Genomic DNA, 19,475 nt, shown 5'->3' with positions numbered 1-19,475 from the left:
GGGATGTCCCCTAGGAAGTCTCCCCGATGGTCGGCCGCACGATCTTTTCGCCGTCCGGACCCCGTTCGGGTTTGAGGTCGAAGACATCTTCGTCGACGGCGTACTTGTTTTTGTGCTCTTTGTCGTCTTCCTGCTTTTTGCCGGCCCCGACGGGCCCGGCGGCGGCATGGGCACCGGCCTTCCCCTTGGCCGCGGCGGCCGCGGTGGCACCGCGTTCGAGCCGTTCGCCGGTTTTGCTGCCGCTCTTGCCGCCTTCACTTTCCTTGGGGACGGCGGTCCCGGCGCTCCCTGCACTCCCGGAAACTCGCGCCCCGGCGAACCCGGCCCCGGCCCGCCCGGAGCCGATGCCCTTGTTCCGGGTGGTGTCCCCACCACCGGAGGTACCGCCGGCGGTGGTCCCGGGCACGGCAAGCCCATCGGGCGTCATCCGGCCGAAGCCACCGGCGGCGGGGGTGGCGCGGAGGTTGGAGCCGGAGTTGAAGGTGCCGGTACCGCTGTTGGTGCCGGGCGGAACATAGGAGGGCGGTGTGGTGCCGGGCGGGTTGAGGCCCGGTGCTGGGCCTCCGGGTCCTCCCGGTCCTCCAGGTCCCCCGGGTCCTCCGGGTACGTGGCTGCCGCCGGTGCCGCCGGGCCCGCCGATGGCGGGGGTACCGCTGAAGCCACTGCTGCCGGTGCCGTGGAAACCACTGGCCGAGGTGGAATCCCCCTGCCCAAGCTGCGGCGGCGGGGTGTAGGTGGGCTGGGTGCTGGCGGTCTCGTGGTAGGTGGAGTCGAGGTTTTGGAGAACCTGAACGGCCTGCTGATGAGCGGCATCAGCCTGCTGCTGCTTGGCCTGGATGCCGACCATGGTCGTGTTCATCCCGATGAGGTTGCCGGATTCGTACTGCTGCCGAGCCTTGTCCATCTCGGCTTGCTGGTCGAAGCCGGTGGGCTCGGGCATGTTCGTCTTGGCGTAGTGAGCCGCCGCCGACTGCTGCGAGTAGTGGTTGGAGACCAGCTGCATGGCGTTGCCGGTTTGCTCGGTGTGTCCGGCGGTGCTCTGGAAGAAAGAGTTCGCCTGCTCGGCCGCGGGGCCCTGCCAGGAGCCACCGGCCGCCGTCGCTGCGTCACGGAACTGGTTGGAGGCGTCAGCCAGCCAGTTGCCGTAGACATTCGCCACGCGGCTCCGGTTGTTGATGCTCTCGATGTCCAGGTCTTTGTGCACCATGTCGTACAGGACTTCGTGCGGGCTGCTCGCGTAGTTCTCGCCGGGTGCCGGCGAGTCGCCGCGCAGGCTCTGGCCCTCCTGCAGAAGCTTTCCCTGCGCGATCGAATAATTCGACGCGGCTTTCTGTGAGAGCTGCTGACCTTCGGCGTTGCCGTGGAGCTTTTGTGCGGTTTCCGCGTAGTAGTCACCCTCGGACTGGCGATGCTGCGCCCGGTGTGGCTGACTCATGGCTGGACTCCGTCTCAGTTCTTCGGCAGTAGTGGCTCGACTTTCGCAGCTACGTCTTCAACCAGCTGGCAGGCCCTCGCGGTATCCGAGCCCGAGGCAAGCAGGACAAAGGCACGAGAGTTGGGTTTTACTTCCAACCACACATCGCACTGCCCTTTTGCGTTTAGCGGCTCACGTTCCATGACCGCGGGTCGCCCGTTGACGTTTCCTTCACTCGCCTGGCTGGGATTGCCGACGTTTTCCTTGTACCCTCGTCCAGGGTTCAAGGAGAGACCTACATCCACGCCGGGTGTGTTACCCGACGCCGGCTTGGTGGTTCGGCAACCCTGTTTCGGATTTGCGACCAGTGGCTCGGCCTTGGGATAGCCCTGACCGGCGAGCGCTTGGTTGAGGATCGAGCAAGAACTGACGCCCGAGAACGGGTTGTCAGGGTCGGTGGTCGCACTATCCGTGCTGGGAGCGGTCGATCCGGGCGCCTGCGAACTGGGGGTTGCCTGGCCACCGACCTGACTGGTGCAGGCGGTCAAGGTCAATGTCAGCGCGACTGTTACGACCGCGGCGCGTCGGGCGGTCACTGCTCTTGCAGTCCCTTGTCGAACTGGCTGAAAGCCATGCTGTGGGCATCCTCTGTTTCGCGGTAGTTCTTGCGTGCGATCACCATCGCTTCGCGCGCTTGCTGAACCCCGTCGCGCATCCGGATCAAATTGGGGATCAATGATTGCTCGTCCCCGTCGGCGACTTTCACATTGAAAGCGGCGACGGCCTTGGCGTATTCGCTGCCGCCCATCTTCGCCTGGGCTGCCAGCTCCCGAACATCGGCGATCATCCGGTTGTAACCGTCGAGGAAGAAGTCGCAGGCTTTCATGTACGCCTGGAAGCCCTCTTCGTTCACCGCGAACTGACCGCCCTCGGCGAGCGACTTCAGGTGGTGGCCGCCCTCGCTTACGCGCTGTGCTGCTTCCGAGTCCGCCGGTCCTTCGAGCAGGCCCGACAGGAAGTTCGACCCGGCGTCGCCGGCCGCGGGGGGTGGCGTGAACGATCCCGGTGCGCCGAACTGTGAACCGCCCATGACGCCCTCCCCGTCGTCCCGGGACCACCCTGCGTGGTCCCTTCGCACTGTACTAGTGACGAACCGGGGGCGTCAGTGGTTCCTGCCACGCTCGTGGAGCCAGCTCCGCAGGTGAGAACCATCCGAAGGGGTGAATCGCACGCGGGTCTCGTTGCCCGGAAGCGGCTCGGTGAACATCAAAAACCGACCGCCGTCGTTGTCGATGAACGTGGCTGCGCCGATCGGGTGAAGTGCACCCTGGCCCTGGCGAGCGGACAGCTCGACGGTGCCGTAGCGGTGCAGTGGCCACGACGAGAACTCCGCGGCCGCGGCGGCGTCCTCGCGGGTGCCCGGGGAGACGAACGTCAACTCCGCCAGCGGCACCGGCGGGTAGGTCGGCAGCATGCCGACCACCAGGTCGACCAGCCGGTCCGGCCGGGTCTGCGCGAACAGGATCTCCTCGCCCGCCAGCTCCGAGAACACGCCGAGGCCGTGGCCGATGGTGGCTCGGTAGAACACCTGGCGGCCATCCGCCACTTCCGCCGCTCGGACGATGATCAACACGTCCGGCTGGGTCCACGCGCGGAGCGTCTGCTCCACCTCGATGTCCAGCTTCTCCGGGCCCGCCAGCCCCCGCGCTCGCATCGAGTCCCAGGCGGCCGACAAGATGCGGTTGTGCTCCTCCAGCGTGTGGCCCGGGCTGCGGATCTCGAACGGGTGCCAGTGCGCCGGGAGGCCCGTGCGCCGGATTGCGGCGGTGACCTCCGTGAAGCCCAGCGAGAATTCCTCCGGCACGTCCCGAGCGTAGCGGAACCGCTCAGATGTCGAGCTGCCTCACGCCCGTCTCGGGCAATGCCACCCAGCCGGCCGTCGCCCGTCCGCGTAACCGGACGATTTCGTGTGGCTGTAAGCCGATTGCCACTCCGAAGGCCTCCACGTCCGGGAAGCCGCCCTGCTGACGGCGCAGCTCCAGGGTCGTCGCCACCCGGGACGGCGACAGGCCCGGCAGCGTTGCCAGCGCCTCCGCCGAAGCCGCGTTGACATCCACCATTGCCACCGGTGGAACAGGCGGAGGCGCCAAAGCAGCCGAAACAGCCGGGACATAGGCCTCGATCATGTCGTTCTGCCGCAGATCCCGCGTCTCCAGCCCGACCGTGAACACCCGCGATCCCGCCGAAGAACGCACCGCGATCCCGTCCCGCGCCAGGGAAAGCACCGGCAGCTCCGCCGCGATGACCGTGCTGCGTTCGTTGAACGTCGTCCCGATCGGGCGCAGCACCCGCGTGCGCATCCCCACCGTGAACGCCGCGCCCTGCCCCTTCGGCACCTCGACCGCCGCCACCACCGAGCCGTTGCCGAGGTCGGTGACGCCGTGCACCACCGCCGTCCCGTCGCGCTGCTCCACGAAATCCGCCGTGGGGAACGCCGTCAGCGTGTCTCCGGGCAACGGCGGCACGTCGCACTGGAAGCCCAGCAACACCGTCCCGGCCTGGCCCGTCGGCAAGTCCTCGAGCGGCCCGGCCGGCCCGAACAACCCGAGCACCCGCATCGGCTCGCCGAGTGGATGCCCGCCGCGCGCCAAGGAACACAGCGCTCCGGATCGCAGGACGCCGTCCCGGACGTGGACCTGTGCGTGGAAGCCCGTCAGCTGGTCGAAACCCGGTGCCACCACCGATGCGGCACCCTCCGGACGGCTCAGGTCCGGGCCGGTGGCGTCGTCGGTATACAGCTCCAGCGCGTCGCCGTTGCCGAGGTCGCGCCGTCCGACGGCGACGAACACGTCCTTCAGGTACCCGGCGTCCGTCACCGGCTCGACCTCGCTGGAGAAGAACTTCTTCCGCACCACGATCCCCAGGCGCAGGTTGTCCGCCAGCACGCGATCGCCCCGGAGCAGCCGCGCGCGGGCGCCGCGGACCGCGCGCCCCCTGCTCACCTGCCCGCCGGGCAGCTCCCCGAGGCCGGGAACGGTGACCGAGTCGTGGATCGCCTTGCCGAACTCGATCAGCCCGACCCTGGTCTCGGTCACGACGTGGCGGCCAGCGTGACGCTGATCGACTGGTCGGCGTTGACCCGCTCCGACTCGACGCGCAGACCGGCCTGAGCCGCCCGGTCCTTCAGCCGCGCGAGCACCGCTCGCTGCACTTCGGCCGCGTACGCCTCGTCGACCGACAGCACCAGCCGCGAAGCTTCCGCGGGCACCAGGCCCGGCCCGTCGACGTGCGCCACCTGGACGCCCTCGGGGCCGTAGCCGAACGTGATCCGCCGCCCTTCCCAAGCGGCGACGACGGACGTGCCGTCGTCGGTGACCTGGGCCCGCAGCCCGATGAGCGCGCGGCCCAGCAGATCGCGGTGGCGCATCCGGGTCCGCACGGTGACGACTCCCGGCCGGGCCTGCGTGTGCGCGGCGATCGTGGCGGCGTCGAGCTGGGCCAGTGCCTCACTGCGCAGCTTGAGCGTGACACTCATCGGCGATCCCCTTCGAGCAGCGCTTCGAGTACTTCGGTGGTGGCGAACCCGTTCAGCTCGATCGCGCCGCCGGGGGCGATCGTCAGTTCCAGGCGGTTCGGGGTGGTGAAGATCGACTCGTCGTAGCGGTCGGTCAGGAAGTGGAACCGCTGGTTCGCCGAGCCGACCCACGGCCGTGACGGCTCCGGCCGGTCGGCCAGGAACGGCCCGTCCACCAGCAGATCCGTCGAGTCCAGGAGCTTCGACGGCGGCAGCTCCTCCAAGACGTGCCCGGTGAAGGTCATCACCGAGAGGCCCGCCGAGCGCACCGCCGCGGCGAACTCACCCAGCGGCGAAGGTTGGTCGAACGGCTCGCCGCCGAGCAGGGTGACGCCTTCGATGCCCTCGACAGCCAGCACCCGGGTGACCAAGTCCTGCCACGACAGGGAAAACCCGCCGCGGGTCGTCCACGTCTGCGGGTTGAAGCACCCCGGGCAGCGCACCGAACACCCCTGCGTCCACACGGCACACCGGACTCCGGGACCCTCGGCGGCGGTGGTGCCGACGATCCGGTGCAGGTTCAGGAGTTCCATTGCGACTGCTGCTGCGTAGCCGGGTTTTCCACGGACGTGCGCCGGTAGTCCTCGGTGAACTCCGACGTCACGGTCTCCGCGCCGAGCAGGTCCTCCAGCAGCGGGATGTAGTCGAGGCACTTCGAGCCGGTCACGCCGTGCGTCTCGGCGCTGATCGAGCCGTCCTTGCCGATGGTCACGGTCACGCGGTGCGTCATACGTCGATCGTCCTCCCACTCGGTGACGGCGACGGCGACGGCGGTGCGACGAACTCGGGAACCTCGACGTCGCCGGTGGTGTCCGTGGCGGCGACCGCGCGGGTCTCCGCCCAGTTCCGGATGGCCAGGATCTCGTCGGCCTGGGTGACCGACAGCGGCACGGTCGACCGCACCGCCCGCACGAGGTCCTCCCGGCGCAGCGGGCGCTTCTCGGCGAACGCGTCGACCAGGCCGGACAGCACGGCCTGCTCGATCTCGGCGCCGCTGTAACCCGCGCTGATGCCGGCGAGTTCGGCGAACAGCGCGTCGTCCAGCCGCAGTTCGCTGCCCACGAACGGATCGGTGACGCGCTTGCCGAGGTGGATCCGCCAGATCGTGGCGCGCTCGGGCGCCGAGGGCAGGTCGACGAAGAAGATCTCGTCGAACCGGCCCTTGCGCAGGAACTCCGGCGGCAGCGAGCCGACCTGGTTCGCCGTGGCCATCACGAACACCGGCGCCGACTTCTCCTGCATCCAGGACAGGAACGTGCCGAACACGCGCCGCGCGGTGCCGCCGTCACCCCCGCCGCCGGCGCCCGCGAGCCCCTTTTCGATCTCGTCGACCCACAGCACGCACGGCGCGATGCCTTCCGCGGTGCGGATGACCGTGCGGATGTTCTTCTCGCTCGATCCCACCAGCCCGGCGAAGACGCGCCCGAGGTCCAGCCGCAGCAGCGGCAGCCGCCACATGTTCGCGACGCACACCGCGGACAGGCTCTTGCCGCAGCCGGGGACGCCGGTGAGCAGCAGGCCCTTCGGCGCCGCGAGGTTGTACGCCGCCGCGGCGGGCGTCCAGGTCCCGGTGCGCTTGGTCAGCCACCGCTTCAGCCGGTCGAGGCCGCCGACGGCGTCGAAGCCCGTCTCCGCCGGCACGATGTCGAGCATCCCGGACCGGCGCACGGCCTGGCGCTTCTCGGCGAGGATCAGCTCGAGGTCGCTCGGATCGAGCCCGCCGCCTTCGACGAGCGCCCTGGCGAACGCGTTCTCCGCCTCCGGCAGCGTCAGTCCACGCGCGGCGGCGACGATCACGTCCCGGTCGTCGCGGTCGATGCTGATCCGGACGTTCTGCCGGTGCGCGGCGACCATGCCGTCCAGCAGCTCGCCGATCTGGCGCTGGTCGGGCAGCGGGAAGTCGACGACGGTCGCGTCGTGCTCCAGTTCCGGTGGCACGGGCAGCGACGGCGACACGAGGATCACGCTCAGCGGCACCGGCCGGGTCTTGAACACCGCGGCGAGTTCACGCAGCCGGCGGACGACCTCGGGATCGGGCCGGTGCCCGCCCTCCGAAACCAGGGACGGGTGCAGGTCGAGGAAGACGAACACGGCGGGCTCGCCCCAGCCGTGGACACGTTCCAAAGCGGCCGACGCGGCACGGGTTTCGGTGATCGGTGGGCCGCCCGCCGGGGCCAGCCCGGTGGTGGACGACCACACGTGGACGCGCCGCGGCGTGCGCAGCCGGGTGCCGTCCTCGGCGACCGCGCGGATCTCCCGCAGCACCCGCTGCTCTTCGTGCGTTTCGACGACCAGCAGCGGGTAACGCGCCTGCAGCAACTGGGTCAGCTCGTCGCGAAACCCGGCCATCGATCGCCCCCTCGAAGTCCGCCCGGACCTTACCAGCGCGCCGGTCACGGCGACGGGACGACGAATTTCCCGCCGGGCGGAAACCTTTCCGGGAGCAGCGGCAACTGGGGGGCAGAACCGAAGACGTCAAGGAGCTGCGATGAGGAAGACCGAGCCCGCCAGTGGCCGGCGAATGCACCGGGGCCAGGGCACCGCGCCGCGGAGACGCCGGCTCTGGACGGTGATCGCCGTCGCCTCGGGGATAGCGGCGCTTGCCGGTCCCTATCTGTACTTCTCGCGGGACGGCTCGGAGGCAGTGGCGGTGGACACCGCCGCCTATTACCAGCTCGTGTCCGTGCGCAGCGGCAACGCGCTGGACGTGGCCGGGGCGGACCACGCCGACGGCGTCCGGATCCAGGAGGAGAAGCGCGCCACCGGTGCCGCGAGCCAGCAGTGGCAGGTGCGGCCGGTCGACGGCGGTTACCACCAGCTGGTCAACCACAACAGCGGGAAGGTGCTGGGGGTCCGGAAAGCCGACGTCGAACAGCAGTCGGACACCGGCGCCGCCGACCAGCAGTGGAAGCTCACCGACGTCGGCAGCGGGGCGGTGAAGATCGTTTCGCGCGGTAGCGGCCTGGTCCTCGGCGTCGACAACGGCACCGACGGCGCGATCGTCCCGTCCGCCGACCGCGGCGGCACCGACCAGCAGTGGAAGCTGGCGAAGACGGAAACCGCCGCCAAGCCCTCGGCGCCCACGCGGCCCGTCGCGTCCGGGCCGTCCTCGAGCGCATCCGCCCCACCACCCGCGACGGCGGCCGGTTCGGGCCGTTACGCCTGGCGGAACGTCCGGATCGCGGGCGGTGGCTTCGTCACCGGCTTCGTCTTCAACCCCGGACGCAAGGGCCTGCTGTACGCGCGTACCGACGTGGGTGGCGCGTACCGCTGGGACGGTGGCGCCGGCCAATGGGTCCCGTTGACGGACTGGGCGGCGGACTGGAACCTGTACGGCATCGAAAGCGTGGCGACCGACCCGGTCGACCCCAACCGGCTGTACCTCGCGACCGGCACCTACACCAACGACTGGGCGGGCAACGGCGCGATCCTGCGCTCCACGGACCAGGGCCGGACGTTCCAGCGCACCGACCTGCCGTTCAAACTGGGCGGCAACGAGGACGGCCGGTCCATGGGCGAGCGGCTCGCGATCGACCCTGCCGACCACCGGACGCTGTACCTGGGCACCCGCAAGAACGGGCTGTGGCGCAGCACCGACTACGGCGCGACCTGGAACCAGGTGCCGGGTTTCCCGGTGACCGACGGCGCGAGCAGCGGAGTCGGGCTCTCCTTCGTCACGTTCGGCCCGGCCGGCAGCAGGACGATCTACGTGGGTGCCGCCGACCGGTCCACCTCGCTGTACCGCTCCACCGACGGCGGTGCCACCTGGAAGGCCCTCGGCGCCACCTCCGTCCGTGACGCCTCCGCCGCACCGTACGTCGGCACCGGCATCGGTCACTGGATGGGCGCGCTGGCCCTCGACCCGTTCGACTCGGGGCACGTCCTGTACGGCACCGGATCGGGGCTGTGGGCGAGCAACGACGTGACCGCAGCGGACCGTGGCGGCGCCACGCACTGGACGGTTCCCGTCAAGGGGCTCGAGGAGACCGCGGTCCTCGGCCTGGTCGCGCCGCCCGGTGGCAAGCTGATCAGCGCACTGGGTGACATCGGCGGGTTCCGTCACGACGACCTCGACGAGGTGCCGGCCGCGGCCTCGTCCGGACCGCGCTTCAGCAACACCACCGGCATCGACTTCGCGCAGGCCAAGCCGAACATCGTCGTCCGCGTCGGCTACAGCGAACAGGCACGGGGTGCCTGCTCCGCGGACGGTGGTGTCACCTGGCGGCCGTTCGCCGGGTCCCCGGTGAGCGGCGCGGGCGGCGGCACCGTGGCGATCTCGGCCGACGGCGCCACCGTGGTGTGGACCGCGGCGGGGCAGGTGCCCGCGGTCTCCACCGACCGGGGCGCGACCTGGACGGCGTCCGCCGGTCTGCCCAAGGGCACGGCCGTGGTGGCCGACCGGGTCGCGGCCGGCACCTTCTACGCGCTCGGTGGTGGCACCTTGTTCGCCAGCACGGACGGCGGCCGGAGCTTCACCGCCCGGGCCACGGGCCTGGCCGGCGAGCGGCTCAGCGCGGCTCCGGCCGCCGCCGGGGACCTGTGGCTCACCGGCGGCGGCGGGCTCTGGCACTCCACCGACGGCGGCGCGGGCTTCCGCAAGCTGGGCGGCGTCCAGTCGGCGGGCGCGGTCGGTTTCGGCAAGGCCGCTCCGGGTGCCCGTTACCCGGCCCTTTACCTCGGCGGCACGGTGAACGGCGGCGCGGGGATCTTCCGCTCCACCGACGGCGGCACCGCCTGGGTGCGGATCAACGACGACCAGCACCAGTACGGCGGGGGCGGGGTCATCACCGGCGACCCCGATGTCTACGGCCGGGTCTACCTGGGCTCCGGGGCGGCCCGTGGTGTGCTGTACGGCGAGCTTTCCTGAGGACGAGCACAGGCACCTGGGTAGGAAGAGAGCAGACGGGACACATGCTCCTCGATGACACGTCGGCGGAGTTCCACGAGTTCTTCGAACGGCACTACGCCGGGTTGGCCAGGTTCTCGTTCCTGCTGACCGGCGAGCCGGATGCCGCCGACGACCTCGCCGCCGACGCCCTGGTCGCCCTGTGGCAGCGCTGGGACCGGCTGCGCGGGGCCGACCACCCCCTGGCCTACGCCCGGGGGGTGGTCGCGAACCTGGCGCGGGAACGGGTCCGCGGCGCGACGCGCGAGCGCCGCCGGATCGCCCTGTTCTGGTCGCCGGGTTCGCAGCCGGAACGGAGTCCCGACGTGGCCGCCGTGGTGGACGTGCGGGCGGCGTTGGACCGGTTGCCCTTCGGGAAGCGGGCCTGCGTCATCCTCAGGCACGCCTTCGACCTGTCGGAAAAGGACACCGCCCGGGCGCTGGGCATCTCGGTCGGTGCGGTGAAGAGCCAGACCTCGAAGGGACTGGCCGAGCTGGAACGCCTGCTCGGTGGGCGAGCGGCCGGGGACCTGGCGGCGGAGAGGAGGAGCCGGTGAACGACGAGATCGGCAGGCGGCTGCGCGAGGCCGCCGAAGCACACCAGCCCGACCACGACCGGATGCTGGCCAGGGTGCACCGGGGGATGGCGGCCACCCCGGCCCGCCACCGGGTACCGAAGTTCGCGCGGTCCTGGCCCAAAGTGGTGCTCGCCGGCTCCGCCGCGGCCGGCATCCTGGCCGTCGCCGGGCTCGCCGTCGCCGGGGTCCTCCCGGTGGCGCCGGCCCGGCCGGACGGCGCGACCACGCTCACCGTCCCGACCCCGGGTGCAACGCCCAGCGTCACGCCCTCCTCGCCGTCCAGCGGCGGTGCGGCCCCACCGCCGCCATCGGGGCATCCGGAGCGGACGACCACGCCGCGGCCGTCGTCGACCGGGGCGAACCCGGCCGCACCCGCCGGTAACCGCGTCTCGGACGGGCCGTTGTCGGCGCAGGGATCCGTCGATCCGCACAGCACCGTCTTCTGGGCGCAGAGCACCCTCACCCTCGACATCGCCCAGCCGCTGACCGCGCTCACCGTGGAGGTGCGCATCGCGCAGAACGGCGGGGTGCAGAGCACCGGCCAGTGGCAGACCGGGCCCGGCGACGACTTCACCGTCACCGTGCAGGAGCGCGACGGCGCCGTCGTCTACCGCTGGGAGCTCAAGCCGGGCAGAACCGTGCCGGCCAGCCAGTCCGTCTTCGCGGTCCAGTACAACCACGTCGCAGGCGCGCGCGACGCCGATCCCGACGGCTACGACGTGCGAGCCACGTCCGGCGACGGCACGCACGCGGTCCAAGGCCGCTTCACCCGGGGGAAATGAGCGGTCGCCACGAGCGGGTTCACTTCCTAGACTCGGGGCGTCCGACGAAGACGTCCTAGGAGTCACCATGCCTGACGTGCCCGTCCTGCCGAGCTACGCCTCGGGGACCTCGGAGGTCCCGCTGCTCGGGGACACCATCGGCGGCAACTTCGACCGGACGGTGGCCGCGTTCGGGGACCGGGACGCGCTGGTGGACCGGGCCGCCGGCCGGCGGTGGACCTACCGGGAGCTGGCCGCCGAGGTGACCGCGCTGGCGCTGGGGCTGGTCGCGCAGGGCATCGGCAAGGGCGACCGGGTCGGGATCTGGTCGCCGAACCGGGCGGAGTGGACGTTCCTCCAGTACGCGACGGCGAAGATCGGCGCCGTCCTGGTCAACATCAACCCGGCCTACCGCGCGCACGAGCTGGAGTACGTCCTCAACCAGGCCGGGATCCGGCTGCTGGTCGCCTCGGACAAGTTCAAGACGTCCGACTACCCCGCGATGGCCGACGAAGTGCGCGAAAAGTGCGCGGCGCTGGAGCAGGTCGTGATCCTGGGCGGCGAGGGCTGGCAGGCGCTGGTGGAGGCGGGCCGCGGTGGTGACCCGGCGCAGCTGGCGCACCTGCAGGCCGGGTTGTCGGCCGACGACCCGATCAACATCCAGTACACGTCCGGGACCACCGGCTTCCCCAAGGGCGCCACGCTGTCCCACCACAACATCCTCAACAACGGCTACTTCGTCGGCGAGCTGTGCGGCTACACCGAGCGGGACAGGGTGTGCATTCCCGTGCCCTTCTACCACTGCTTCGGCATGGTGATGGGCAACCTGGCGTGCACCAGCCACGGCGCCTGCATGGTGATCCCGGCGCCGGCGTTCGACCCGGGAGCGACGCTCGAAGCGGTCGCCGCCGAGCGGTGCACGTCGCTCTACGGCGTGCCGACGATGTTCATCGCCGAGCTCAACCACCCGGGCTTCGGCGAGTTCGACCTGTCGTCGCTGCGCACCGGGATCATGGCGGGCTCGCCCTGCCCGGTGGAGGTGATGAAGCAGGTCATCGACCGGATGGGGATGGCCGAGGTGTCCATCTGCTACGGCATGACCGAGACGTCCCCGGTGTCCACGCAGACCCGTGCCGGCGACTCCGTCGAGCGTCGCGTGTCGACGGTCGGACGGGTCGGGCCGCACCTGGAGGTCAAGGTCGTCGACCCCGAAACCGGCCTGACCGTCCCGCGCGGCGAGCCCGGGGAGCTGTGCACGCGCGGGTATTCGGTGATGCTCGGGTACTGGGAACAGCCGGACAAGACGGCCGAGGCGATCGACGCGGCCCGCTGGATGCACACCGGCGACCTGGCGGTGATGGACGACGACGGCTACGTCAACATCACCGGCCGCATCAAGGACATGGTCATCCGCGGCGGTGAGAACCTGTACCCGCGCGAAATCGAGGAGTTCCTGTACACGCACCCGGACATCCTCGACGCGCAGGTGATCGGCGTCCCGGACGAGAAGTACGGCGAAGAGCTGATGGCCTGGGTCCGGATGCGCGAGGGCGCTTCGCCGTTGACCGCGGAGGAGGTCCGCGAGTTCTGCAGCGGCAAGCTGGCCCACTACAAGATCCCGCGGTACGTCCACGTCGTCGACGAGTTCCCGATGACGGTGACCGGCAAGGTCCGCAAGGTCGAGATGCGTGCGCAGTCGATCAGCCTGCTCGGCCTGGAGCAGGCGGCCGCCACGAAACACGCCTAAACCGATCGGGGCGGCCGGGCGTTGATCCTTCGCGATTCCGCGAAGGGAGGCGACTGATGATCATCTTCATTTGGGAGTGGTGACCGGCTGAACGCCCGTGCGGGGGGCACGCCTGCGAAGGGAGGCGACTGATGATCATCTTCGGCTGGGAGTGGTGAGCGGCTGAATGCGGGGCACCTTCACGAGGGTGCCCCGCACGCGCCTCAGCCCACCGCCGCGGCGGCCTCCGCGATCGCCTTCGCGTCCTCTTCGCCGAAGGTTTCCTCCAGCTGCTCCGGCGAGTAGTCGACGTCGATCTGCTCCACCGGCATCCCGCGTGCCGACTCGATCGCGCCCAGCCTCCGCTGCGCCCGGTCGGCCGCGTACTGGACGATCTCCTGCGGGTCGTTGTCGAACGGCAGTTCCTCGAACTGGTCCTGCACCCACTGGATCATGTTGAGCGCGTGCGGCAGCAGCTCGCCCATCCGCTGCTGCACCGCGTCCCACAGGGAGTCGTCCGCGGCGACGTGGCGCCGGCAGGTGAACGTGCCCCACGCCATGTGGCGGCGCTCGTCGTCGCCGATGCGGCGGACCAGTTCCTGCATGCCCGGCAGGATGTCGTGCTGGGTGCAGATCAGCTGCCACGAGTAGTAACCCGTCAGCGCGAGGCTGCCCTCGATGACGTGGTTGTACGTGACGCTCGCGCGGATCTGGTTGAGCGGGCTGGGATCGTCCTCCAGCGCGCGCAGCGACTGCGGCAGCTCCTCGTAGAACAGCTTGCGGTAGTGCGGGTTCTCCGCGACGTACGGGTGGAGGTCGCCGGTCAGCCCGACGGCGTCCATCCAGCGCCGGAACACCTCCGTGTGCTTGGCTTCCTCGAAGCAGAACTGCGTCAGGTACATCTCGTCGCCGAACCGGCCGGTCGCCGACATCGCCCGCATGAACGGCTGGATGTCCTCGGTGACGGCTTCTTCGCCGGCGATGAACTGCGCGACGAGGTACGTCGTGCTCCGCTGCTGTTCCGGGTTGAGCGTGTCCCAGCCTTCGCGTTCGCGGCTGAAGTCGATGTCCGCCGGGTTCCAGAACTTCTTGTTGCCCTTGACGAACAGCCGCAGCGGGAAGGAATCCCAGTTCAGCCCGCCCTTGCGCAGGGAGGAGAAGCCGGTCCTGAGTTCCGGGAGCGTGTCGGTCATCGTTTCACTCCGATTGAGGATTCAGTGGACGAATTGACGGATGGCGGGGGCCAGTACCGCGGTGACGGCGTCGGCCGCTTCGGTCGCCGAATGCGTGGAGAGCACCAGGTGCGACAGGGAAAGGCGCACGGCGGTCTCCGCGAGCAGGGCTGCGGCTTCGGCGGAGAGCCCGGGTTCGAACTCGCGGTACTGCTCGGCGGCGAGGTCCGCGGCCGCGGTGAGGATCGGCGCGCCCCTGGACGTGAGGAGCGGCAGCAGATCTTCGCCCGCTTCGGTGCCGAGCGCCGCCGCGACCAGGCGGTTCTCCCGCGCGTGCTCGATCGTGTAGACGACGGCGTGGTGGATGCCCGCCAGGAGCCCGTCCGCCGTTTCGAACCGCTGCCGGATCCCGTCGAGGAACTCCGCCGCGGTGCGCAGCGCCACCGCCTGGGTCAGCGCCGCCTTGTTCCCGAACTCGTTGTAGACCGTCTGCCTGCTCACGCCGGCCTTCGCGGCGACGTCGGCCATCCGCAGGCCCGCGTGCCCACGGTCCGGCAGCAGGTCGGCGGCGGCGTCGAGCAGTGCTTCGCGTAGGGACGCCTTCGTCCGCTCGGTGAAGCTGGTCACACTTTCACCTTGACACAGATCGCTCTGCTGTCAAGGCGCTGTACACGATCTGTTCGCACGTAAAACTGTCGGTGGTGGCGGCTACGGTATTGATCGGAATCAATCAGCGGCGCGAAGCGCCTCCGTTGAGGGTGGTGGTGGGGGCATGGATGGAATCACCGTGGGGTTCGACCTCGACATGACCTTGATCGACGCCCGGCCGGGGATGGCCGCGGCGATGAACGCGCTGGGCGTCGAATCCGGCTTGCCGCTGGACGGCGACGCGTTCGCGGCGAACCTCGGGCCGCCGCTCGACGACATCCTGCGCGGCTTCGAGGCACCTGAGGAGCGCATCCCCGGGCTCGTCGACCGGTTCCGCGCGATGTACCCCGAGGTGGTCGTGCCGAGCGCGGTCGCGCTGCCGGGCGCGGTGGAGTCGCTTCGCGCGGTGCGGGCCGCGGGCGGGCGCACGCTGGTCGTCACCGGGAAGTACGGGCCCAACGCGCAGCTGCACGTGGATGCGCTCGGGCTCGACGTCGACGAAGTCATCGGCGAGCTGTGGTCGACGCAGAAGGCCGAAGCGCTGCTGGCCCACGACGCGCGGGTGTATGTCGGAGATCACGCGGGCGACATCCGGGGTGCGCTCGCCGCCGGGGCGATCCCCGTCGGCGTCACCACCGGGCCGTGCGACCGCACGCTCCTGCTGAGCGAAGGAGCGGAGGTGGTGTTCGCCTCGCTGACGGAGTTCCCGGAGTGGTTCGAGCGGACGTTCGCGGGGAGCGTGGTGCCTTAGTTGCTTTTGGCGCGCGCTTCCAGTACCAGCGCGATCAAGCCCAGCAGCAGGCCCAGCGGCGTGATGACACCGGCGGCGACCGAAAGCCAGATCGGCAGGTTCTCCAGGCCGGCGGCGAACATGATGAACACCGCCAGCACGGCGAGCATGCCGAGGGCGAACAAGCCGATGCCGACGCGCATCAGGAACGGTTTGCCGGGAGCGGCCACGCCGGCCTCCTTCGTCGTGCTCTTCATGACGTATGAGGGTATCGGCCGGTATCGACTTCTCCCCAGGGCCTGTGGCGGGATACCCTTTACCCAGCGCGCCCTGGGTACGCCCCGGGCGCGTTCGTCGTGAGCGGACAGCAGAAAGACTGGTGAGGGAAGTGCCGACCGGCAAGGTCAAGTGGTACGACGCGGAGAAGGGGTTCGGCTTCGTCACGCAGGACGGTGGCGCCGACGTCTACATTCGCAAGGCCGCGCTGCCGCAGGGCGTCGAGGGGCTGAAGGCTGGGCAGCGGCTCGAGTTCGGCGTCGCCGACGGCCGCCGTGGGCCGCAGGCGCTCTCCGTCCGGCTGCTCGACCCGCCGCCGTCCGTCGCCGAGGCGCGCCGTCGCCCGGCCGAGGAGCTGCACGGCCTGATCGAGGACATGATCAAGCTGCTCGAGCTGAAGGTGCAGCCGGACCTGCGGCGCAACCGCTACCCGGACCGCAAGCACACCAAGCAGATCGCCGAGATCATGCGTGCGGTCGCCCGGGACATCGATCCCTAAGCCTCCAGCCGGAGACCCCACACGTCGCTGGGCAGCAGGCCCGACTCGCCGGTGTCCGCGTTGAGCACGGCCGTGTACTTCTGCACGTCCACCGCCGAGATGCGGTCGGCGGGCGTCGGCGGCGTGACCGTGTAGGCGTAGCGGTCCAGCGATGTGAACGGGATCGGGTCGCTCTGCTTGAACTCGCCCTGCGGGGTGACGTACTCGTAGACGATCTGCCACGGCGAGTCGGCGACCTCGCCGGGCACGGAGATCTGCACCGGCTTGCCCGGGCGGACCTTCAGCGTCTGGGTCGAGCCCTTCACGCTGCACGGCTCTGCGAGCTTCTTCGCGTAGTCGCACGTGAGCACGGGCGTGGTGTTGATCGTGTGGCCGTCGGCGTAGAAGGTGACCTCGGCCGGGCCGGGTGCCGAGCAGCCGGCCACCGCGAACCCACCGGCCGCAAGCAGGGCCACCACCCGGGAACGTCGCATGCGGCGGAGCCTACCGGCGGGCCCTCGGGTCGCCGGCCAGGCCCTGGGCCGGGAAGCTGCCGGTCGGCTCGGGGCGCAGCGGCCGGTCGCCGCCGAGGCCCGGCACGAGCGAGCCGCCGCGGCGCACGAGGTACGTCTGGGTCAGGCCGACCGCCAGCAGGATCGAGACCACCAGGAAGCCGATCCAGTACGTCGGCGGCAGCAGCAGGCCGATCGCCCCGCCGGAGCACCAGGCGAGCTGCAGCACGGTCTCCGAGCGGCCGAACGCCGAAGCGCGCGACTCCTCGGGCAGGTCCTCCTGGATGACGGCGTCGAGGCTGATCTTGGCCAGCGCGCTGGCCGTCGCGCCGACCAGGCCGACGATCGCGGCCGTGGCCAGGCCGGGCAGGACCGTCGCGACCAGCGCGGCCAGCACGCAGCCAGCCACGCAGCCGACGATCACCTGGTCGGGACTCCCGAAGTGCAGGCGCGAGCCGAGCGCGTTGCCGAGAAAACCGCCGGCCCCCGCCGCGGCGCCGATCACGCCGAGCAGCAGCAGCTGCATGAACGGCGTCTGCCCGCTGCCCTCGGTCTGCGCCTTGACCGCGAACGCGGCGAACATCATGAGGAAGCCGGTGAGCACGCGCACCGAGCCGTTGCCCCACAGCGCGACGACGATGTGGCGCCCCATCGGCTGACGCCGTTTCTTCTCTTTCGGATGAGCCGAAAGAGAAGTCGGCACCTCGCCCTCGGTCGCCTCCACCCAGGCCGGGATCCGCATCGACTGCACGGCGGCGGCCACGCAGATCAGCGCGGTGAACCACAGCGCGCCCGCCGAGCCGGAGATCGCGTTGATGCCGCTGGCCAGCGCGCCGAACACACCCGCGGCGACCAGGCCGAACGTGGTCAGCCGGGCGTTGGTCTTGGAAAGCGTGATCTCCGACGGCAGCACCCGGGGGGTCACCGCGGCCTTGAGCACGGTGAACGACTTCGACAGCACCATCATCCCGAGCGCGGCCGGGTAGAGCAGCCAGTCGTCGAAGTGCAGCGCCATCACCACGGCCATCAGCCCCTGGCCGATCGACGACGCGCACATCGCCAGCCGCCTGCCGCGCTGCAGCTTGTCGAGCGCGGGCCCGATCACCGGCGCGACCAGCGCGAACGGCGCGATCGTGATGAGCAGGTAGAGCGCCACCTTGCCCTTGCTCTCGCCGCTGGTCGCGGCGAAGAAGAGGGTGTTGGCCAGCGCGATCGCCATCGCCGCGTCGCTGGCGTAGTTCAGCATCACGGCGTAGGTCAGCGAGGTGAGGCCGGACTTTTCGGCGCCGTCGGCCTTCGTCGCGCGCTGGAACGCGCCGACGGCCTGGCCGGTCAGCTGACGGCTGCGCATCGCCGCCACCCGCGTGACGGTGATCTTCTTCGGCAGCTTCGGCGTGCCGCCCGGCGTCCGCGGTTCTTCCCGCGGCGGCTGGGGTGCCGGCTCCGGCGGTCGCGGTTCGCCCGCGTAGCCGCCGGTGTCGTAGTGCTCGTACTCGCCGCTGCCGGGGTGGCGTTCGCCGTGGTAGAAGCCGCCGGGGGGTGGCTCGCGGCGCACCGGCTCGGTGCGGTGCGGGTCGTACGGCCGGGCCCCGCGCGGGGGCGGCGGCCGGTGGTTCGGGGCGGCCGCGGTGGGCGCCTCGCCGGCGTTCGGCACGCGGCCGTCGTGGAACCCCGCGCGCGGCGGGACGGGCCGCTGGACGCGGGTCGGTGGTGGCGGGTTGCCGTGCTCGGCGCGCGGCGCGGCGGCGTCCCGCCAGGACTTCGCCTGCGCGGCACCCGGTTCCGGCGTCCAGCGCCGTTTGGACTTCCGGCCGTGCGGCTGACCCGACCGGGTGCCGTCGGAGCCGGAGCGCGAGCCGAAGAGTGCCACGTGTCAATCCTGCCTTACCGGGGGCCGGTTCCGCCTGCTCATCCGTGCTTTCACGCCGGAGCCGGGACGAACCTCACCCGGAACGTGGCCGCCCACTGCTTCCCGGTGAGGAGGAAATCGCCGGTGCCCGGGACGGCGGCGATCCCGTTGAGCACGTCTTCGGCGCCGGTCGCGTTCACCTTCGCACGCAGCTGACCTGCGTCGATCGTCCCGGTGATGCGCCCGGTGGCGGCTTCGATCCGCAGCACGGTGTCGGTGTGCCAAACGTTTGCGTAGACGTCGCCGCCGACGCATTCGAGCTCGTTGAGCTGGTCGCGGCCGACGTCGACGCCGCCGGTGACGGCGAACGTCTTCGGGTCCCGGAAGGTGAGCCGCGAGGAGCCGTTGCTCATCACCAGGCGGCCGTCGGCCTGGTGGCACAGGCCCCAGCCTTCACCCTGGTAGGGGACGCGCCGGAGCTCGGCGAGGGTGGTCGCGTCGCGTTCGATGGCGAAGCCGTCCTGCCAGGTGAGCTGCCACAGCGTCGGCCCGAGGACGGTGACGCCCTCGCCGAACAGCGGCGACGGCAGCGTGGCCGTGGTGCGGGGCGGGCCGCCCGCCGGGCCCGCGGTGAGCGTGGATTTCCCGGCGAGCCCGGTGCTCTCGTACAGCGTGTCACCGGCGAATTCGAGGCCTTCGGTGAAGGCGGCGGGGTCGTGCGGCAGCGTCGAGACGACTTGGACGGTGAGCCGTTCCGGGCCCGGTGCCTGCTCGGGGGCACCGGCGCAGCCGCCGAGGGTGGCGGCCAGCAGCAGCGAGGTGATGATCGGCGTGCGCACGATGAACAGCCTGGCACGGGCGCCGTGGGTGCG

Annotated in this window: 21 protein-coding genes; 6 read left to right on the top strand and 15 right to left on the bottom strand. The window is 70.6% G+C overall.

Features of this window, described 5'->3' with window-relative positions; translation table 11 throughout:
- Positions 1–10: 10 nt before the first annotated feature.
- The 9 genes from ACLJQE_RS00770 to ACLJQE_RS00730 all read right to left on the bottom strand — a co-directional run bounded on the left by ACLJQE_RS00770 (position 11) and on the right by ACLJQE_RS00730 (position 7,337).
- Positions 11–1,435, bottom strand: coding sequence for a hypothetical protein (locus tag ACLJQE_RS00770; RefSeq protein ID WP_410636968.1), 1,425 nt, complete (start codon positions 1,433–1,435; stop codon positions 11–13).
- Between the two features lie 14 nt (positions 1,436–1,449).
- A complete protein-coding gene (locus ACLJQE_RS00765; RefSeq protein ID WP_410636967.1) occupies positions 1,450–2,010 on the bottom strand; it encodes a DUF3558 family protein in 561 nt (186 codons plus the stop codon).
- Positions 2,007–2,504: a hypothetical protein gene (locus ACLJQE_RS00760; protein ID WP_410636966.1), complete on the bottom strand. Its 498-nt coding sequence runs from the start codon at positions 2,502–2,504 to the stop codon at positions 2,007–2,009. Before ACLJQE_RS00760 ends, ACLJQE_RS00765 begins: the two co-directional genes overlap by 4 nt.
- Before the next feature lie 72 nt (positions 2,505–2,576).
- Positions 2,577–3,278, bottom strand: a complete 702-nt coding sequence (locus ACLJQE_RS00755; protein ID WP_410636965.1) for an ESX secretion-associated protein EspG — start codon at positions 3,276–3,278, stop codon at positions 2,577–2,579.
- A 22-nt stretch (positions 3,279–3,300) separates the two neighbouring features.
- Entirely contained in the window at positions 3,301–4,509 is a 1,209-nt protein-coding gene (locus tag ACLJQE_RS00750) for a helix-hairpin-helix domain-containing protein (RefSeq protein WP_410636964.1), read from the bottom strand.
- Positions 4,506–4,949 (bottom strand): hypothetical protein, encoded by a 444-nt coding sequence (locus ACLJQE_RS00745; protein ID WP_410636963.1) that lies wholly within the window; start codon positions 4,947–4,949, stop codon positions 4,506–4,508. The genes ACLJQE_RS00750 and ACLJQE_RS00745 overlap by 4 nt, the downstream gene beginning before the upstream one ends.
- Positions 4,946–5,521 carry a 4Fe-4S single cluster domain-containing protein gene (locus ACLJQE_RS00740; RefSeq protein ID WP_410636962.1) on the bottom strand — a complete coding sequence of 192 codons (576 nt, stop codon included), beginning with the start codon at positions 5,519–5,521 and terminating at the stop codon, positions 4,946–4,948. Before ACLJQE_RS00740 ends, ACLJQE_RS00745 begins: the two co-directional genes overlap by 4 nt.
- On the bottom strand, positions 5,509–5,718 hold the full coding sequence (locus ACLJQE_RS00735) for a DUF2997 domain-containing protein (protein WP_410636961.1): 210 nt from the start codon (positions 5,716–5,718) through the stop codon (positions 5,509–5,511). The genes ACLJQE_RS00740 and ACLJQE_RS00735 overlap by 13 nt, the downstream gene beginning before the upstream one ends.
- Positions 5,715–7,337 carry an AAA family ATPase gene (locus ACLJQE_RS00730; protein WP_410636960.1) on the bottom strand — a complete coding sequence of 541 codons (1,623 nt, stop codon included), beginning with the start codon at positions 7,335–7,337 and terminating at the stop codon, positions 5,715–5,717. The genes ACLJQE_RS00735 and ACLJQE_RS00730 overlap by 4 nt, the downstream gene beginning before the upstream one ends.
- Before the next feature lie 139 nt (positions 7,338–7,476).
- Between ACLJQE_RS00730 and ACLJQE_RS00725 the strand changes: the two genes are divergently transcribed.
- The 4 genes from ACLJQE_RS00725 (at position 7,477) to ACLJQE_RS00710 (ending at position 12,959) form a co-directional block, all read left to right on the top strand.
- A complete protein-coding gene (locus tag ACLJQE_RS00725; protein WP_410636959.1) occupies positions 7,477–9,855 on the top strand; it encodes an RICIN domain-containing protein in 2,379 nt (792 codons plus the stop codon).
- Positions 9,856–9,899: 44 nt separating this feature from the next.
- Complete coding sequence (locus ACLJQE_RS00720; RefSeq protein ID WP_410636958.1) at positions 9,900–10,430, top strand: SigE family RNA polymerase sigma factor; 531 nt, start codon at positions 9,900–9,902, stop codon at positions 10,428–10,430.
- Complete coding sequence (locus ACLJQE_RS00715) at positions 10,427–11,233, top strand: hypothetical protein (RefSeq protein WP_410636957.1); 807 nt, start codon at positions 10,427–10,429, stop codon at positions 11,231–11,233. The genes ACLJQE_RS00720 and ACLJQE_RS00715 overlap by 4 nt, the downstream gene beginning before the upstream one ends.
- Before the next feature lie 67 nt (positions 11,234–11,300).
- Complete coding sequence (locus ACLJQE_RS00710; RefSeq protein WP_410636956.1) at positions 11,301–12,959, top strand: AMP-binding protein; 1,659 nt, start codon at positions 11,301–11,303, stop codon at positions 12,957–12,959.
- Between the two features lie 203 nt (positions 12,960–13,162).
- Here the strand turns inward: ACLJQE_RS00710 and ACLJQE_RS00705 are convergent, their stop codons facing one another.
- The gene (locus ACLJQE_RS00705; RefSeq protein WP_086844948.1) at positions 13,163–14,131 is read right to left on the bottom strand and encodes a R2-like ligand-binding oxidase; all 969 of its coding nucleotides are present in this window, start codon (positions 14,129–14,131) and stop codon (positions 13,163–13,165) included.
- Positions 14,132–14,152: 21 nt separating this feature from the next.
- Entirely contained in the window at positions 14,153–14,737 is a 585-nt protein-coding gene (locus ACLJQE_RS00700) for a TetR/AcrR family transcriptional regulator (RefSeq protein WP_410636955.1), read from the bottom strand.
- 145 nt (positions 14,738–14,882) lie between these two features.
- Between ACLJQE_RS00700 and ACLJQE_RS00695 the strand changes: the two genes are divergently transcribed.
- Entirely contained in the window at positions 14,883–15,509 is a 627-nt protein-coding gene (locus ACLJQE_RS00695; RefSeq protein ID WP_410636954.1) for an HAD family hydrolase, read from the top strand.
- Here the strand turns inward: ACLJQE_RS00695 and ACLJQE_RS00690 are convergent.
- Positions 15,506–15,745, bottom strand: a complete 240-nt coding sequence (locus ACLJQE_RS00690; RefSeq protein ID WP_410636953.1) for a hypothetical protein — start codon at positions 15,743–15,745, stop codon at positions 15,506–15,508. The two genes, ACLJQE_RS00695 and ACLJQE_RS00690, sit on opposite strands and share 4 nt — an antisense overlap.
- A 131-nt stretch (positions 15,746–15,876) precedes the next feature.
- Here ACLJQE_RS00690 and ACLJQE_RS00685 point away from each other — a divergent pair, with 131 nt between their 5' ends.
- Positions 15,877–16,263 carry a cold-shock protein gene (locus ACLJQE_RS00685; RefSeq protein WP_013230216.1) on the top strand — a complete coding sequence of 129 codons (387 nt, stop codon included), beginning with the start codon at positions 15,877–15,879 and terminating at the stop codon, positions 16,261–16,263.
- On the opposite strand, the gene ACLJQE_RS00680 is transcribed toward ACLJQE_RS00685, so the two are convergent.
- The 3 genes from ACLJQE_RS00680 to ACLJQE_RS00670 are packed head-to-tail and all read right to left on the bottom strand — an operon-like array spanning position 16,260 to position 19,442.
- Complete coding sequence (locus tag ACLJQE_RS00680; protein WP_410636952.1) at positions 16,260–16,736, bottom strand: DUF2771 family protein; 477 nt, start codon at positions 16,734–16,736, stop codon at positions 16,260–16,262. The two genes, ACLJQE_RS00685 and ACLJQE_RS00680, sit on opposite strands and share 4 nt — an antisense overlap.
- Before the next feature lie 10 nt (positions 16,737–16,746).
- Positions 16,747–18,624: an MFS transporter gene (locus tag ACLJQE_RS00675; RefSeq protein WP_410636951.1), complete on the bottom strand. Its 1,878-nt coding sequence runs from the start codon at positions 18,622–18,624 to the stop codon at positions 16,747–16,749.
- Between the two features lie 50 nt (positions 18,625–18,674).
- Positions 18,675–19,442 carry a glutaminyl-peptide cyclotransferase gene (locus tag ACLJQE_RS00670; protein ID WP_410636950.1) on the bottom strand — a complete coding sequence of 256 codons (768 nt, stop codon included), beginning with the start codon at positions 19,440–19,442 and terminating at the stop codon, positions 18,675–18,677.
- Positions 19,443–19,475: the final 33 nt, after the last annotated feature.

The organism is Amycolatopsis sp. lyj-346, from assembly GCF_046548975.1.
In the GTDB taxonomy this organism is placed as follows: domain Bacteria; phylum Actinomycetota; class Actinomycetes; order Mycobacteriales; family Pseudonocardiaceae; genus Amycolatopsis.
Note: the sequence above shows the minus strand (reverse complement) of the source record. Positions and strands in the feature narration are given on the sequence as shown.